At 66.1% G+C, this 15574-nt stretch carries 16 protein-coding genes and 1 pseudogene; 4 read left to right on the top strand and 13 right to left on the bottom strand.

Going from position 1 to position 15574, the window contains the following annotated elements; genetic code table 11:
* Nucleotides 1-104: 104 nt before the first annotated feature.
* Genes ntrC through dusB form a run of 3 tightly spaced genes read right to left on the bottom strand, consistent with a single transcriptional unit; the run spans nucleotide 105 to nucleotide 3712 of the window.
* Nucleotides 105-1553 carry a nitrogen regulation protein NR(I) gene (gene ntrC, locus F9K20_RS04840; protein ID WP_290997985.1) on the bottom strand — a complete coding sequence of 483 codons (1449 nt, stop codon included), beginning with the start codon at nucleotides 1551-1553 and terminating at the stop codon, nucleotides 105-107.
* 3 nt (nucleotides 1554-1556) lie between these two features.
* Nucleotides 1557-2708, bottom strand: coding sequence for an ATP-binding protein (locus tag F9K20_RS04845; RefSeq protein WP_290997988.1), 1152 nt, complete (start codon nucleotides 2706-2708; stop codon nucleotides 1557-1559).
* On the bottom strand, nucleotides 2705-3712 hold the full coding sequence (dusB, locus tag F9K20_RS04850; protein WP_290997990.1) for a tRNA dihydrouridine synthase DusB: 1008 nt from the start codon (nucleotides 3710-3712) through the stop codon (nucleotides 2705-2707). Before dusB ends, F9K20_RS04845 begins: the two co-directional genes overlap by 4 nt.
* A gap of 167 nt (nucleotides 3713-3879) precedes the next feature.
* Between dusB and F9K20_RS04855 the strand changes: the two genes are divergently transcribed.
* From F9K20_RS04855 to F9K20_RS04870, 4 genes are all read left to right on the top strand, one after another.
* Entirely contained in the window at nucleotides 3880-5067 is a 1188-nt protein-coding gene (locus F9K20_RS04855; RefSeq protein WP_290998465.1) for a bifunctional 2-C-methyl-D-erythritol 4-phosphate cytidylyltransferase/2-C-methyl-D-erythritol 2,4-cyclodiphosphate synthase, read from the top strand.
* Between the two features lie 69 nt (nucleotides 5068-5136).
* On the top strand, nucleotides 5137-5649 hold the full coding sequence (locus tag F9K20_RS04860) for a MarR family winged helix-turn-helix transcriptional regulator (RefSeq protein WP_290997993.1): 513 nt from the start codon (nucleotides 5137-5139) through the stop codon (nucleotides 5647-5649).
* A 61-nt stretch (nucleotides 5650-5710) separates the two neighbouring features.
* Complete coding sequence (locus F9K20_RS04865; protein ID WP_290997996.1) at nucleotides 5711-6244, top strand: CinA family protein; 534 nt, start codon at nucleotides 5711-5713, stop codon at nucleotides 6242-6244.
* Nucleotides 6237-7037, top strand: coding sequence for a pentapeptide repeat-containing protein (locus F9K20_RS04870; RefSeq protein ID WP_290997999.1), 801 nt, complete (start codon nucleotides 6237-6239; stop codon nucleotides 7035-7037). The genes F9K20_RS04865 and F9K20_RS04870 overlap by 8 nt, the downstream gene beginning before the upstream one ends.
* Here the strand turns inward: F9K20_RS04870 and F9K20_RS04875 are convergent.
* From F9K20_RS04875 to pdhA, 10 genes and pseudogenes are all read right to left on the bottom strand, one after another.
* Nucleotides 7034-7504 (bottom strand): type II toxin-antitoxin system RatA family toxin, encoded by a 471-nt coding sequence (locus tag F9K20_RS04875; RefSeq protein WP_290998002.1) that lies wholly within the window; start codon nucleotides 7502-7504, stop codon nucleotides 7034-7036. The two genes, F9K20_RS04870 and F9K20_RS04875, sit on opposite strands and share 4 nt — an antisense overlap.
* Before the next feature lie 183 nt (nucleotides 7505-7687).
* On the bottom strand, nucleotides 7688-8575 hold the full coding sequence (gene lipA, locus F9K20_RS04880; protein WP_290998005.1) for a lipoyl synthase: 888 nt from the start codon (nucleotides 8573-8575) through the stop codon (nucleotides 7688-7690).
* 130 nt (nucleotides 8576-8705) lie between these two features.
* The gene (locus tag F9K20_RS04885; protein WP_290998008.1) at nucleotides 8706-8975 is read right to left on the bottom strand and encodes a GlsB/YeaQ/YmgE family stress response membrane protein; all 270 of its coding nucleotides are present in this window, start codon (nucleotides 8973-8975) and stop codon (nucleotides 8706-8708) included.
* Nucleotides 8976-9010: 35 nt separating this feature from the next.
* A complete protein-coding gene (locus tag F9K20_RS04890) occupies nucleotides 9011-9268 on the bottom strand; it encodes a GlsB/YeaQ/YmgE family stress response membrane protein (protein ID WP_290998011.1) in 258 nt (85 codons plus the stop codon).
* Nucleotides 9269-9290: 22 nt separating this feature from the next.
* Nucleotides 9291-10757: a dihydrolipoyl dehydrogenase gene (gene lpdA / locus F9K20_RS04895; RefSeq protein WP_290998013.1), complete on the bottom strand. Its 1467-nt coding sequence runs from the start codon at nucleotides 10755-10757 to the stop codon at nucleotides 9291-9293.
* 94 nt (nucleotides 10758-10851) lie between these two features.
* Nucleotides 10852-11154: a hypothetical protein gene (locus tag F9K20_RS04900; RefSeq protein ID WP_290998016.1), complete on the bottom strand. Its 303-nt coding sequence runs from the start codon at nucleotides 11152-11154 to the stop codon at nucleotides 10852-10854.
* Between the two features lie 150 nt (nucleotides 11155-11304).
* Nucleotides 11305-11820, bottom strand: a complete 516-nt coding sequence (locus tag F9K20_RS04905; RefSeq protein WP_290998019.1) for a hypothetical protein — start codon at nucleotides 11818-11820, stop codon at nucleotides 11305-11307.
* 227 nt (nucleotides 11821-12047) lie between these two features.
* Nucleotides 12048-12989, bottom strand: a pseudogene (locus tag F9K20_RS04910) (2-oxo acid dehydrogenase subunit E2); the annotation flags it as partial.
* 8 nt (nucleotides 12990-12997) lie between these two features.
* Entirely contained in the window at nucleotides 12998-14383 is a 1386-nt protein-coding gene (locus F9K20_RS04915; RefSeq protein WP_290998022.1) for a pyruvate dehydrogenase complex E1 component subunit beta, read from the bottom strand.
* A 17-nt stretch (nucleotides 14384-14400) separates the two neighbouring features.
* The gene (gene pdhA, locus F9K20_RS04920) at nucleotides 14401-15453 is read right to left on the bottom strand and encodes a pyruvate dehydrogenase (acetyl-transferring) E1 component subunit alpha (RefSeq protein ID WP_290998026.1); all 1053 of its coding nucleotides are present in this window, start codon (nucleotides 15451-15453) and stop codon (nucleotides 14401-14403) included.
* Nucleotides 15454-15574: the final 121 nt, after the last annotated feature.

Raw genomic sequence — 15574 nt, forward strand, 5'->3', positions numbered from 1 at the left:
GACTGTGACATTTTCGCGACGTGGCCAATTGGTAACGCCAGGCGCGCCCAGGCGCAAGCCGCCTCGAATATTGGCTTGGAATCTCAAGGGGACAAGGCCGCTGACTAGGCCTGCGGCGTGCGGAAGACGCGGATATCCAGGGCGCGGATGCGCGAGCGCAATGTGTTGCGGTTCAACCCCAACAGCTCAGCGGCACGGATCTGATTGCCTCGCGTTGCCGCCAGCGCCGCTGTCAGCAGTGGAAGCTCGACCTGGCGGATGATGCGATCGTAGAGGCCGGGCGGAGGCAGCTCCTTGCCGAAGCCTGAAAAGTAGCCGGCGAGGTAGCGTTCGACCTGCTCGCTGAGATCCTTCGAGTCGCTATTGCCGATGTCGCTCGCCTTCTCGGGAAGCGCTTCGGCCAGTTCTTGCTCGATAATCTGGCTGGTCAGAGTGTCCTGTGTGTAGAGCGCGGCGAGACGGCGAACGAAATTCTCCAATTCGCGGATGTTGCCCGGCCACGGGTGCGCCTTGAGGCGATCGATGGCGGCCGCCTCGATAGACTTCTGGCCGAGACCTTCGCGCGCCGCCTGGCGCAGGAAGTGGCGCACCAGGTCGCCAACGTCCTCCAGGCGCTCGCGCAACGGTGGGATGCGGATCGGCACGACGTTGAGGCGATAGTAGAGGTCCTCGCGGAACAGGCCTTGGGCAATCTGCGATTTCAAATCGCGGTGCGTGGCAGCGATGATGCGCACGTTGGTCTTGATCGGCGTGCGGCCGCCGACGGTCGTGTACTCGCCTTCCTGCAGCACGCGCAAAAGCCGCGTCTGCGCATCGAGTGGCATATCGCCGATCTCATCGAGGAACAGCGTGCCGCCCTCGGCCTGCTCGAAACGGCCCTGCGTGCGCGTCTGCGCACCGGTAAAGGCGCCCTTCTCGTGACCGAACAGCTCGCTCTCGACCAACTCGCGCGGGATCGCCGCCATGTTGATCGGCACGAACGGGCCCTGACGACGACGGCCATAATCGTGCAGCACGCGCGCCACCAGCTCCTTGCCGGTGCCGCTCTCGCCGTTGATCATGACCGTGAGATCGGTCTGCGTCAGGCGAGCGAGAACGCGGTAGATTTCCTGCATCGCCGGCGAGCGGCCGATGAGAGGGAGCTCCTCGCTCTCCATCTCCTGGGCGGGCCGCTGCAGCCGGCGCCCCGGTTGCGTCAACGCGCGGCCGACGACGGCAACCACTTCGTTGAGGTCGAAGGGCTTGGGCAGATATTCGTAAGCCCCTTTCTCCGCCGCTGTCAGTGCCGTCATCAGCGTGTTCTGGGCGCTCATGACGATGATCGGCAGATCGGGGCGGATCTTCTTGATGCGCGGGATGAGGTCGAAGGCGTTCTCGTCCGGCATCACCACGTCGGTGAGCACGACGTCGCCCTCGCCCTGGCTGACCCATCGCCACAGCGTGGTTGCGTTTCCGGTGGCGCGCGGTGCGTAGCCGGCGCGGGCGAGCGCCTGGTTCAGCACCGTGCGGATTGCGGTGTCATCGTCGGCAATAAGTACGGTGCCACGGGCCATGGCCTACCTCGGGCTCGAGCGGGAGTTCGGGGCGGATGGGCGATCCTGCATCGGGAGCAGGACGCGGAAGACGGTGCGATTGGGCTCGCTGTCGAGCTCGATGATCCCCCCGTGGTCGTTGATTATCTTGGCAACGAGCGCGAGCCCGAGCCCGGTGCCGTACGGCTTGGTGGTGACGAATGGATCGAACAGATGCTCTTTCAGGTGCTCGGGAACACCCGAGCCGTTGTCTTCGATCTGGATCATCAGCGGCAGGCTGATGCGCGCGTCGGAGCCTTGCACGGATAGGCGTACGCCGGGACGGAACGAGGTCTGGATGACGACGCGACCCTGGGCCTTGTTCTCGCCGATGGCCTCGACGGCATTCTTCACCAGGTTGAGGATGGCCTGCACCAGCTTGTCGCGATTGCCGTGCACCGGCGGCAGCGAAGGGTCATAGTCCTCGATGAAGCGGATGCCGCGCCCAAAGCCGGATTCGCATAGCCGCCGCACGTGATCGAGCACGTCGTGGATGTTGACCGGCTCCTTGACGAGCGGGCGCTCGTCGCCGAACACCTCCATGCGATCGACGAGATTGCGGATGCGGTCGGTCTCCGAGCAGATGAGCTGCGTCAGCGACCGGTCGGCGTCGGTCAGGCCCTGCTCGAGGAGCTGGGCGGCACCGCGAATGCCCGACAGCGGGTTCTTGATCTCGTGGGCGAGCACGGCGGCGAGGCCCGATACCGAGCGGGCCGCGGCGCGATGGGTGAGCTGACGCTCGATCATCTGCGCCATGTTCCGCTGCTGCAGCATGAGGACGACGAGCTCGGGGTGATCCGGCATCGGGCCGCCATACACGTCAACGAGCTTCGGACTTTGAAACTTCGGCCCGGCGACCTCGACGCCATACTCGTTCACCGTGGCGCCCGATGAGCGCACCTGATCGACCAGCGCCAGCAGCGGACAGCCGAAGGCGACGATCTCGTCGAGCTTGGCGCGCTTCAGGAGCGCGATTCCGCTCGAGAGAAAGGCCTCGGCCGCCGAGTTGGCGTAGACGATGCGATTGTCCTCGGCGAGCACAATGATGGGGTGCGGCAGTGCCGTGAGCAGCAGGTCATGCTCGACCGGTCGACGGATAGCCGCCGGCGCGCGGGTTGCGGTGGCGGTCTTGCTCATGCCGCCGCCTCCTGCGCGTGCTCGTAAAACGCGGAAAGACCGTGCAGCACGCGCGCCGGATTGGTCTCGGTGCACAACTGGCGGCGCCACGCCCTGACGGTATCGGCGGCGCGACCGCTCTTCTCCAGGTACCAGCCGATGTGCTTGCGCGCATTGCGCAAGCCGAGCTGCGCCCCGTAGTGGACCAGCATGGCCTCGACGTGCTCGATGGCGATGCGCGCCTGCTCACGCAGCGACGGCGTCGCAGGCGGCGTGCCATGCGCCAGAAAGCTGGCGATGCGGCCGGGCAGCCATGGCGCGCCATAAGCCCCGCGGCCGATCATCACTCCGGCGGCACCGGAGGCCGCGAGCGCATCGGCCGCATCCTGCCCCGAGGCGATGTCGCCGTTGACGATGACCGGCACGGAGACGGCGTTACTCACCTCCCGCACCGCGCTCCAATCGGCGCGGCCCTTGAAGAACTGGCAGCGCGTGCGGCCGTGCACGGTGATCATCTTGACGCCGGCGCTCTCGGCGCGGCGTGCCAGCTCGGCCGCGTTGCGGCTCCTCTCATCCCAGCCGAGGCGCATCTTGAGCGTGACCGGCACGCGCACGGCGCGCACGACCGCCTCGATCAGCGATAGCGCCAAGTCGAGATCGCGCATGAGCGCACTGCCCGACAGCTTGCCGGTGACCTCGCGCGCTGGACAGCCCATATTGATGTCGATGATATCGGCGCCCAGCCCCTCGACGATGCGCGCACCCTCTTCCATCCAGCGCGCTTCGCGGCCGACGAGTTGAATGACCAACGGAGTCAGCTCGCTGCCTTCGGCACGGCGCAGGACGTCGGCGCGCTGGCGGACCAGCTCCTCGCTGGCCACCATCTCCGACACGACGAGACCGGCGCCAAGGCGTTGGGCGAGGCGGCGAAACGGCAGATCGGTCACGCCCGACATAGGTGCGAGCAGAACCCGGTTCGGCGCGCTATACCCTCCGATGGTGAGTGCGTCGGCGTTCGACGTCATCGCGACTGTGTGGCCTGCTCAGGAATTAGGCAATATGAAATGGTGCCCTTCATTTGTGCAGAATAGGGGGTCGCGCATTATTTCGCAAGCGCGAACAGACCCATCCACAATTGCTCGAAATCCCCGATCTAGCTAAGCAGGCCGGGGCTTTCTCGGTGGGTGCGACAATGGTGACGACGGCGGCGGTGATCGTAGCGGCGGGCCGCGGAACGCGCGCGGGCAGCCATGGGACGGTACCCAAGCAATACCTGCCCCTGGCCGGAGAGCCCGTGCTTGCGCATTCGCTGCGCGTGCTTACCGCACACCCGCAAATCGATGTGGCCCTGGTCGTCTACAACCTTGAGGATGCAGATCTTTATCAGGCAGCAACGGCTAGGTTCAGCCACCGTCTCCTGCCCCCGGTTGAGGGTGGAGACACACGGCAGGCCTCGGTGCTGGCCGGCCTCGAGGCGCTTGCAGCGCGTGCCCCCGACCGGGTGCTGATCCATGACGCGGCGCGCCCCTTCCTGACTGCCGAGTTGGTGGGAGACGTCGTCGCCGCGCTCGATATGAACGCCGGCGCCATCGCCGCCGAGCCGGTCAGCGACACACTGAAGCAGGCCGCCGCCGACGGCACAATTGTGCGCACCATCGATCGGACCGGGCTGTGGCGCGCCCAGACGCCCCAGGCGTTCCGCTACGACGTGATTCTCGATGCGCACCGCCGCGCCGCCACGGCCGGCCGCTTTGACTTCACCGACGACGCAGGCCTTGCCGAGTGGGCCGGCCTGCCCGTCAGGCTGGTGGCCAGCAGCGGGCGCAACATGAAGCTGACGACGGCCGCCGACATGGAGCTGGCCGAGCGGCTGCTGGCGCCCGCCGCCGCCTTCCTGGAGCCGCGCAACGGCACCGGTTTCGACGTGCACCGCTTCGCGGCCGGCGATCACGTGTGGCTGTGCGGGGTCAAGATCGCGCACACGCATGGCCTCGAGGGCCACTCCGACGCCGACGTCGGGTTGCATGCGCTCACCGATGCTCTGCTCGGCGCCATTGGCGATGGCGATATCGGCCAGCACTTCCCACCCAGCGACCCGGCCTGGCGCGGCGCACCCTCGCGCATCTTCCTCGCCGATGCCGCCGCGCGCGTCGCCAAGCGGGGAGGCCGCATTTCCAATGTCGATGTTACGTTCCTGTGCGAGGCACCGAAGATCGGCCCGCATCGCCAGGCTATGCGTGAGGCCATCGCCGAAATCCTCGGCATTGGCGTCGAGCGCGTCGGCATCAAGGCGACGACGATGGAAGGGCTCGGCTACATAGGGCGCCGCGAAGGCATTGCAGCCATGGCGAGCGCCACCGTGCTGCTGCCCAACGCGTGAGTGAGTCGAGTTGCTTTGCTCATTTGACCCCTGCGACAGAATCGCGGCATCAAGGCCCTAGGTGGTTGTATGACCACGAACTCGGGGGCCGACATGAACCTGATGACCAACACGCTGGAGCGCAAGCCGGTCGAGACGGCCAGCATCGCCGACATTGCCGAGACCACGGCAAACGCCTGTCTCGCCACGCGCGTCCGCCAGCTTTCGCGCATCGTCACGCGCGTCTACGACGATGCCATGCGCCCACTCGGCATCACCGCCAGCCAGTACACGCTCCTGGCGCAACTGGCTGCACGCGATGCCATCACCGCAGTCGAGATCGGCCATGAGCTCGACATCGAGAAGTCGACGCTGTCGCGCAACCTCAAGCGACTCTTGGCGCTGGGTCACATCAACATGGACCCTCCGGCGGGGCGGCGGGGACGCGGGCTGCACCTGACGCCCAAGGGCCAGGCGATCCTGAAGGACGCCTTCCCAATCTGGCAGGATGCGCAGAAGCGTGCCTTCACCGTGATGGGGGCGGAGAGCCGCAATACGCTCGACAACCTACTGCATCAGGCCGAGAAGCTGGTGCCAGCCTGACCCAGTTTGACCTCGCAGGCAGTCGCAGGATTATATTCGGGGGTGCTGGTGGCGCCCCCGAATGCTGTCGAGGTTCATGACCACGCTGTTTCCCCCTGACCTATACGACGCGGCCCACGTGCTGCTCGCCGACCTGCAGCGGCATGCGCTGCTGATCACGACGGCGGAAAGCTGCACTGGTGGGCTGCTGGTCGGGCTGCTGACGGAGGTGCCTGGCTCCTCAGGGATGGTCGAGCGCGGCTACGTCACCTACTCCAACGCCGCCAAGACCGAGCTGCTCGGCGTCCCTGCCGATATGATCAGCCGCCACGGCGCGGTCAGCGAGGAAGTCGCGCGCGCCATGGCCCAAGGCGCGCTGAAGCGGACGCCAGCGCACATTGCCATCTCTGTGACGGGCATCGCCGGACCCGACGGGGGCTCGCCTGAGAAGCCCGTGGGCCTCGTCTATCTGGCCGTGGCGGTCCACGGGGAGGAACCGCGTGTGCGCGAATGCCGCTTCGGCAATATCGGGCGTTGCGAGATACGCTTGTCGAGCGTGCGCGCGGCAATCGAGCTGTTGCGCACCGCGGTCAAGCCGGGGCTCCCGCATGCATGAACGAAAGCGCCGCCTGACAGCCCTTGCACTCGTCGCCGCCGCGGTGTTGCCGGTCGACGCGTTGGGCGCCGACCTTTCCGTGCGCGAGCTGACGACGCGCCTCTACCATGCCGAGCGCAGCCAGCCGCTGCAGCTGCGCAGCCTCGATCTGCGCGAGCTGGACTTGAGCGGCCTCGACTTCAAGGCCGCGACGCTCGCCGCCAGCAACTTGTTCGGCGCCGACTTGACGCGCGCCGACTTGTCGATGGCCGACTTACAAGGGGCGCGGCTCGACCGGGTGATCATCATTGGGGCGCGCTTCGACGGCGCGAACCTTGCGGGCACGAGCTTTCTACGGCCGTCGAGCTTCTCGACGCTCGCCGCGCCGGCGAGCGAGGCACCGAGCTTTGTCGGTGCCAATTTGCGCCGCGCGTTGCTGTTCGGCCGCTTCAGCCGCTCGAATTTCAGCGGTGCCGATTTGAGCGGCGCCATGCTCGCCCCGCTCAACCGGACAGGCTTCATCGAGCACATCTGGCGCACTGAACTGACGGGCGCCGACCTATCGAAGGCCGTTCTTTCCGGCGCTGATCTCAGCTACACGCTGTTGGCCTTCGCCAATCTGCGTGGCGCCAATCTGCGCGGCGCCGTATTGCGCAAGGCCGACCTGTCGCGCGCCGACCTGACGGGCGCCGATCTGACCGGTGCCGACCTCGCCGAGGCCGATCTCGACGGCGCCATACTCACCGGCGCGCGCGGCCTCAACACGGCGCTCGGGCTCGACCGTGCGCGCAACATCGACAAGGCCATCCGCTAACGGGTCAATGCGGTAGCGGCGCCGCTTGCGTACAGCGCCCGTGCGCGCGCCTCGAACGTGTCCGTGTACTTGCTCACCGCCTTGTCGAACAGGGCGCCCATCAGCATCGACAGCATGCGCGAGGAAAACGCGTAGTCGATATAAAAGTGCACCTCGCAGCCGCCTGCGACGTCGCGAAAACGCCAGCGGTTGGCGAGATACGCGAACGGTCCGTCGATCTTGACGACGTCGATCTCGCGACGCTCCGGGCGCAGCGTGACGCGGCTGGTGAACGTCTCGCGTATGGCGTGGTACCCGACGACCATGGTGGCGATGAGGGTCGAGTGCGTGCTTCCGACTTCGCGCGATTTTACGACTAGGCACTCGCACAGCGGAAGGAACTCCGGGTAGCGCTCGACGTCGGCGACGACGGCGAACATCTGCTCGGCCGAGAAGGGAACGCGCCGCGTCGTCTCGAAGGTCGGCAAGGCCTAGTGTCCCGATTCCGAAGTTCGCCAGGGTTCGCGGCTGGAGCCGAGAGCGAACTTCGGAATCATGAGGGACACTAGAATCGTAAACTCGCTAGTGTGATTCAGATCGAGAAATTCGCTCAATACCTGGCCGCTGATGATAGCGAATTTATCGATCATCACACTAGCTCCGTTCCCGCTTTAGGCGTGCGCTGCCCGCCGCGCCGCCCGCAGCTTCGCGAAATCATCGCCCGCGTGATAGGAGGAGCGCGTGAGAGGGCTTGCAGCAACGAGCGCGAAGCCCTTGGCGACGGCGATCGAGCGCAGCGCATCGAACTCGGCCGGTGGCACGAAGCGCACTACCGGCGCATGCCGCGCGCTCGGCTGCAGATATTGGCCGATGGTGAGGAAGTCGACGCCGGCCGAGCGCAAGTCGTCCATGACCTGCATCACCTCTTCGCGCGCTTCGCCGAGGCCGACCATGATGCCCGACTTGGTGAAAAGCCGGCGATCGATTTCCTTGGCGCGTTGCAGCAGGCGCAGCGAGTGGAAGTAGCGGGCACCGGGGCGGATCGACAGGTAGAGGCGCGGGACGGTCTCGAGGTTGTGGTTGAATACGTCCGGCCCCGCCGCGAGCACGGTCTCCAGGGCGCCATCCTTGCGCAGGAAGTCGGGCGTCAGAACCTCGACGGTGGTCGCCGGGGCCGCTTCCCGTAGCGCGGCGATGACACGGGCAAAGTGCTGGGCGCCGCCATCCTTAAGATCGTCGCGATCGACCGAGGTGACGACGATGTGCGTCAGCCCCAGCTTCTTGGTCGCTTCGGCAACGCGCCGCGGCTCGTCCGCATCGAGCGGGCGCGGCATGCCGGTGCGCACGTTGCAGAACGCGCAGGCGCGCGTGCAGGTGTCGCCCATGATCATGAAAGTGGCGTGCCGCTTCGACCAGCACTCGCCGATGTTCGGGCAGCCCGCCTCCTCGCACACCGTATGCAGGCCGTGGCTGCGGACGACGCGCGCCGTTTCAGCATGGGCAGCCGATCCCGGTGCGCGTACCCGGATCCACGACGGCTTCGCCGTGCGGGGACGCACGACGGGCTCCGCGGCGGGGGGCGAGAGATCAGATTTTGCAGGTGTGCTCAATTGGGAGGCTCCGGCCTTGCACCGTTGCCATCTTAGAGCGGTGCGCCAGCCTGGCAAATCGCCACGTTCGTCGGGCCTATTAGCGCCCGATGATGCGGGCGATGATGATGATCAGGATGGCGCCGATGGTGGCAACCAGAATCTGGTGCGCCCACGGCCAGTCGAGCAGAATCGGCAGCTTGAGAAGGCCGGCCTGCACGAGTGCTCCGCCGACGAAGGCGCCGATGATGCCGACGAAGATGTCGCGGATCAGCCCTCCACCGCCAAGCAGCAGGTGGGCCAGCCAGCCGGCAACGAGGCCGTTGACGGCCATCACGATCCACGGTGCATAGGCTGAATAGTCTTCCATTGGCCGTCTCTCCCCTCATTTGTGTTGGGCGCGTCTCAGGCGATGAGCCGTGCCAATAGAACGACGATGACGGCACCGACCGAGGCGGTGACGATCTCCGACAGGAATTTGTTGCCGATACCGAGGTCGATTTTCAGCGCGTCGAACAGATAGCCGCCGACGAAGGCGCCGATGATGCCGGTGATCAGGTAGCGCAAGAGACCCCCGCCGCCACCGAGCAGCAGCGAGGCGATGAAGCCGGCGATGATACCCACGGCTACGAAGACAAGCAGCGCACGCGTTTCGATATCCATGCGTCCCTCCCGTTCGCCACCTTCAGCCGGATGCTCTTCCCGCCGGTGGAATGTGCAACGCCCGCCCATAGGCCGCCAGCGCGCTCTCGCCCATCATCTCCGAAAGGGTCGGATGTGGGAAGACGGTGCGTATCAGGTCCTCCTCGGTGGCCTCGAGCTGCATGGCGATGACGAAGCCCTGGATCAGCTCGGTGACCTCGGCGCCGATCATATGGGCGCCGATCAGCTCGCCGGTGCCAGCGTCGAAGATGGTCTTGACGAGGCCGTCGCGCTCGCCCAGCGCCAGGGCTTTGCCGTTGGCGCGAAATGGGAACCGGCCGACGCGCACCTGTCGCCCTTGCGCCTTGGCGCGCGCCTCGGTGAGCCCCACCGAGGCGATCTGCGGGCGGGAATAGGTGCAGGCGGGAATGCGCAGCTTGTCGAGGGCGTGCACGTCGAGGCCCTTGATACTTTCGACGCAGATGACTCCTTCGTGCTCGGCCTTGTGGGCCAGCATCGGGCCGCCGGCGACATCGCCGATGGCATAAATGCCGGCGACATTGGTGCGGCCGACGCCGTCGGCGACGATGAGCCCCTTGTCGAGCTTGACGCCCAGCGCCTCGAGACCGAGGCCTTCGACGTTGCCGACAACACCCACGGCGGAGATGAGGCGCTCGGCGGTGATGCTTTGGCGCCTACCATCGCCGTGCTCCACGGCAGCGGTAATATCGTCCTCGCCGCGCTTCACCTCGACGACCTTGGCTCCCGAGAAGATGCGGATGCCATCCTTCTCGAACGACTTGCGCGCCAGGGCGGCGATCTCGGCATCCTCGGCGGGAAGGATCTCGGGGAGCAACTCGACAACCGTCACCTCGCAGCCGAGTGCGCGGTAGAAGGAAGCGAACTCGATGCCGATGGCGCCAGATCCTGCGATCAGTAATGAGTGCGGTAAGCTGGGTGGCAGCATGGCCTCGAAATACGTCCAGATGCTCTTCCCGTCCGGCTCGAGGCCAGGAAGAGTGCGCGGACGCGCGCCAGTGGCAACGATGATGTGCGCGGCCGTATAGCGGCCGGGACCGTGCGCTTCCTTGGGCGGCCCCGGGTTCTGGCGGCCGGTTTGGGCAGGGGGCTCGACCTCGATGGCAGCGTTGCCTCGCAGCTTCGCCGTGCCCCAGATGACGTCGACGCCGTTCTTCTTGAGGAGGAAGCCGACGCCGGCGTTGAGCTCTTGGGCCACCGCGCGCGAGCGCGCGAGCATGGCCTTGAGATCGAGCGTCGGCGCCCCTGGCGTGACGACCCCGAAGTGGGCGGCTGCGCTCACCTCGTGGAGCACCTCGGCCGAGCGCAACAACGCCTTGGTCGGGATGCAACCCCAGTTGAGGCAGATGCCGCCGAGGTGTGCTTGCTCGACGACGGCCGTGCGCAGTCCGAGCTGCGCGGCGCGGATGGCGGCGACGTAGCCGCCCGGTCCTGCGCCGATTACAATGACGTCGTAGTTGGAGGAGCTCATTAGTCTCAACGCCTCAGTGGCAAAACATAAGGCCCCGGAGTCGTGCGACACCGAGGCCATTGCATTCGTCGTGGCGGGACGGCGCGGCGCCGGCTCATACGTGACAGCGCGCGCCCAGGTACTTGTCGAGCAATTGGTTGTAGAGGTCGGCCTTGGCCTTCTGTGCCGCCCCTAGCTTCTTGCCGGAGTTCTGTTGCTCGACGAGGGAGGGGACCCCCTCTCGATCGAGGCGGTTGAGGTTGGAGCGAATGGATTGGCACGTCTCGCCACCACTCAAGCTTTGCGGTCCTGGATCGCCACTGCCGGTGTTACCGGCACATCCCGCGAGCAGCACCGCAATGGTGCCCGCGATTGCCCCGCCGAAAGCACGCGCGCGCCGACCGTTGCCTGACACCATCTCCTCCAATTGGTATTGGCAGCCAGGGCGTTTTTCACCACACGCACACCGAGCGTGCAACCCTTCTCATCGCTATGTGCAGAAATGGTCGAGGTCCCGCCGCATCTTGGCGACACAGCAGGCGCCGGCAGCTGGGCAACAAGTCGGGCTTCAGGGCGATTGCACGGACGTGCCGTCGGTGGCCGGTGTAGTGGCCGCTTGGGTTGTCTCCTGCGGCACCATAGCCGCGGCGACCGGCTTCTGCGCTGGAACCGGCGGTTTGGTGACGGCGGCCGTCTTGGCGGGCGTCGATCCCGCCGCCGTGGTGGTCGTCACCGGCTCGACAGGCGCCGTCGCGGCGACGCGCGGCGGGTAGCTCGAGCACTTGCTCTGGAACTCGGTGTTGGCCTTGTTGAGCTCGTCCGCCTTCGTCAGGTCGGTGGCCTTGAGCTTGTACTTTTTGGCCGCAGCCTTCGCGACCTTGTCCGGCACGCCTTCCGTATTCAGCGCCTCGATCTGCGAGGCGAGCGTGAGGCAGAGGGCTTCCGTCGACTTCGCTGTTTGTGTCGCCGCCTGCGGATTGACCGAGCCGGTGTTGAGACCAGTCGATAGACTGCCATCCTGGGCACACCCGGCGAGCATGCAGGCGAGTGCTGTTGCGTAGATTGCGTTTGAGCGCGCCGTCATTGGGATTCACTCCAAGGGCTAGAGTCGGTCACCAGGTACGCCCACGCTGTGTTCCCGCTTCTAGTCTTGCCCCGGGCCAGCAGCAAGCAAGTGCCCTATTCTTATGCTTTTCCGATCCCGTTGTGACGCTCTTACCTGGGGAAAGAGGCCCGGGCGTGCCCGCCGCGCCACAGGTTGTGGTGTGGTTGCAGGGCTGACGGTCACCTCCCGATTCGCCTTAACCATACTTAGATCAGCATGCGGACGGGGTCCTCGATGAAGGCCCGGAGGGCCCCCAATAGCGCTGCCCCGGTCGCGCCGTCGACGACGCGGTGATCGCAGGACAGCGTCACGCTCATGACGGTGGCGGCTTCCAAGCCATCTCGCGCGACCACTGGTCGTCGTTCAGCCGCGCCGACGGCGAGGATGGTCGCATGTGGTGGGTTGATTACCGCATCGAAAGCCCTGATGCCGTACATCCCGAGGTTGGAGATCGAGGTGGTGCCCCCCTGATACTCGTGCGGCGCGAGGCGGCGCTTGCGGGCGCGCTCGGCAAGGTCGCGCATCTCGTTGGAGATCTCCGACAGCGACTTCACCTCCGCATGCTTGATGACGGGTGTGAACAGGCCGCCTTCGATGGCGACGGCGACGCCGACATCGGAGTACTTGTGCCGCAGCATGCCGGCGTCGGTCCAAGTGGCATTGGCGGCCGGCACCTCCTGCAGCGCGAGCGCCATCGCCTTGATGATGAAATCGTTGACCGAGAGCTTGTAGGAGCGTGGACCGTCGGCCGGGGCCGCCGCATTCATGCGCTCGCGGGCGCGGATCAGCTCGTCGAGGCGGCAGTCGATCGACAGGTAGTAGTGCGGGATGGTCTGCTTGGCGATGGTGAGCCGCTCGGCGATGACGCGCCGCATCTTGTCGTGTGGGACGAGCTCATAGCTGCCTTTGTCGTAGAGGGCGAGGATCTTATCGTCGGGAAGCGCGGCGGCGGGGTGCGGCGCGGTGGCGACCTCGCGATGCGCCATGCCGCTATCGGCCTGCTTAACGGTGCCGGAGGCGAGCGCTGCCTCGATATCGCGCTTGATGATGCGCCCATGCGGGCCGGAGCCGGACAGCGCCTCGAGCGCCAGGCCCGCCTGCCGCGCCAAACGACGCGCCAGCGGCGAGGCGAGGATCCTGTCATGGGCCGCCATGTTCATGTTCCTCCCCCCCAGACGTAGAGGACAGACTTGACGGCGGCGACGACCTGCTCGGCCGAGGGCAGCGCGAGCTTCTCGAGATTAGCCGCATACGGCATCGGCACGTCGGCGCCCGAGACTTTGACCGGCGGCGCATCGAGGTCATCGAAGGCCTGCATGGCAACCTGGGCACAAATCTCCGAGCCGACCGAGCATACGGGCCATGCTTCCTCGACGGTCACGAGGCGGTTGGTCTTCTTCACCGAGGCGAGCACCGTCGCGAGGTCGAGCGGGCGCAGCGTGCGCAGGTCGATCACCTCCACGTCGATGTTATCCTTGGCCAGCTGCTCGGCCGCTTCCAGTGCGTAGACCATGCCGCGTGCGAAGGAGACGACGGTCGCATCGCGCCCGGTGCGGGCGATGCGCGCTTTGCCGATGGGAAGAACGAAGTCGTCTCCCTTGGGCACCGGGCCATGCGTGCCGTAGAGGATCTCGTTCTCGAGGAAGACGACGGGGTTGGGATCGCGGATCGCGGCCTTCAGCAGCCCCTTGGCGTCGGCCGGTGTCGACGGCGCGATCACCTTCAGGCCCGGGACGTGCGCATACCAGGCCGAGTAGCACTGGCTGTGCTGGGCGGCGACGCGCGCAGCGGCGCCGTTGGGCCCGCGGAAAACGATCGGCGCGCTAACCGTGCCGCCGGACATGTAATGCGTCTTGGCGGCCGAGTTGACGATCTGGTCGATGGCCTGCATGGCGAAGTTCCAGGTCATGAACTCGACGATCGGCTTCAAGCCGGCGAATGCGGCCCCGACGCCGATGGCGGCAAAGCCCTGCTCGGTGATCGGCGTGTCGATGACGCGCTTGCCGCCAAACTCCTCGAGCAGGCCCTGGCTGACTTTGTAGGCACCCTGGTACTGCGCTACCTCCTCGCCAATGAGGAAGACATCCGGATCGCGGCGCATTTCCTCGGCCATGGCGTCGCGCAATGCTTCGCGTACCGAGATGTTGACCGTCTCGGTTCCCGGCGCGATCTCCGACTCGGCCGACGTCGGCGGCGCCTCGTGGCGCACCTCGGCGACCTTGGACTGAGGAGGGGCCTGCTCCACCGCTTCGGGCGCGGGCGGCGCCGAGGCCGCTGGCGGCGGCGCTGCTGGCCGCTCCTCGTCACCTTGTATCAGTGCAATGGGAGTGTTGACCTTGACGTTCTCGGTGCCCGCAGGGACGAGGATCTTGGCCAGCTTGCCTTCGTCGACCGCCTCGACCTCCATCGTCGCCTTGTCGGTCTCGATCTCGGCAATGACATCGCCCGCCTTGATCGCCTGTCCTTCGTTCACCAGCCATTTGGTGAGTGTGCCCTCCTCCATGGTGGGCGACAGCGCAGGCATCAGGACTTCCGTGGGCATCTACCGCTCGCTTGCTGTCAGACCATTACGTCGGTGGTGAGCTCGCCCGCGTCGGGCTCGGGGTCGGCGAGCGCAAACTCAGCCGCCGCATTCACCTCGTCGCGCACCTGTCGATCGATGGCCTTCAACTCGTCCTCCGCAACGCCGGCTTCAATGAGCCGCGCGCGCACCTGCTCGATCGGATCCTGCAGCTCGCGCACTTTTTGCACCTCTTCGCGCGTGCGGTACTTGGCCGGGTCCGACATCGAGTGTCCGCGGTAGCGGTAGGTCAACATCTCCAAGATCATCGGTCCATGGCCGGCGCGCGCGTGGGCAATGGCGCGCGCCCCGGCCGCGCGCACCTGCTCGACGTCCATGCCGTCGACATGCTCGCCGGGAATGGCGAACGACAGCCCGCGCTGCGACAGGTTGGTGGTCGAGGACGACCGTTCGATCGAGGTGCCCATGGCGTACTTGTTGTTCTCGATGATGAACACCACGGGCAGCTTCCACAGCTCCGCCATGTTGAAAGCCTCGTACACCTGGCCTTGGTTGGCGGCGCCATCGCCGAAGTAGGTGAGGCACACGCCATTGTTGCCGCGATACTTGTCGGCGAAAGCGAGCCCTGCACCGAGCGGCACGCACGCACCAACGATGCCGTGGCCGCCATAGAAGCCCTTGTCGGGGGCGAACATGTGCATGGACCCGCCCTTGCCCTTGGAGCATCCGTGGCGGCGCCCGGTGAGCTCGGCCATAACGCTTTTTGCATCCATGCCGACGGCCAGCGTATGGCCATGGTCGCGATAGGCAGTAATCACTTGATCGCCCGGCTCCAGCGCCATCTGCATGCCGACGACGACGGCCTCCTGGCCGATATAAAGATGACAGAAGCCGCCGATGTGCCCCATGCCGTAGAGCTGTCCGGCCTTTTCCTCGAAGCGGCGGATGAGAAGCATGCGCCGATACGCGTCGAGCCGCTCCTCGCGCGTGAAGGTGAAAGCCGCCGGCGCCTTGCCGTTACCGGCGAAAGCGCCCTTGCTGCTGCCCGCGCCGGCGGGCTTCCGGCTGGGTGAAGCTTTCGCTGACACCATCACGGCTCCATGCAAATCGAGGGTGCGATGGGCAGCACCGACGCAGGAAGGCTGCCGTGGCTCGCACGTTGAATCGAACCCTACAAGAGCCGATTGCCGATATCTAGGACCGTGAGGTCAT

The organism is Hyphomicrobium sp. (assembly GCF_009026145.1).
Classification (GTDB): domain Bacteria; phylum Pseudomonadota; class Alphaproteobacteria; order Rhizobiales; family Hyphomicrobiaceae; genus Hyphomicrobium_A.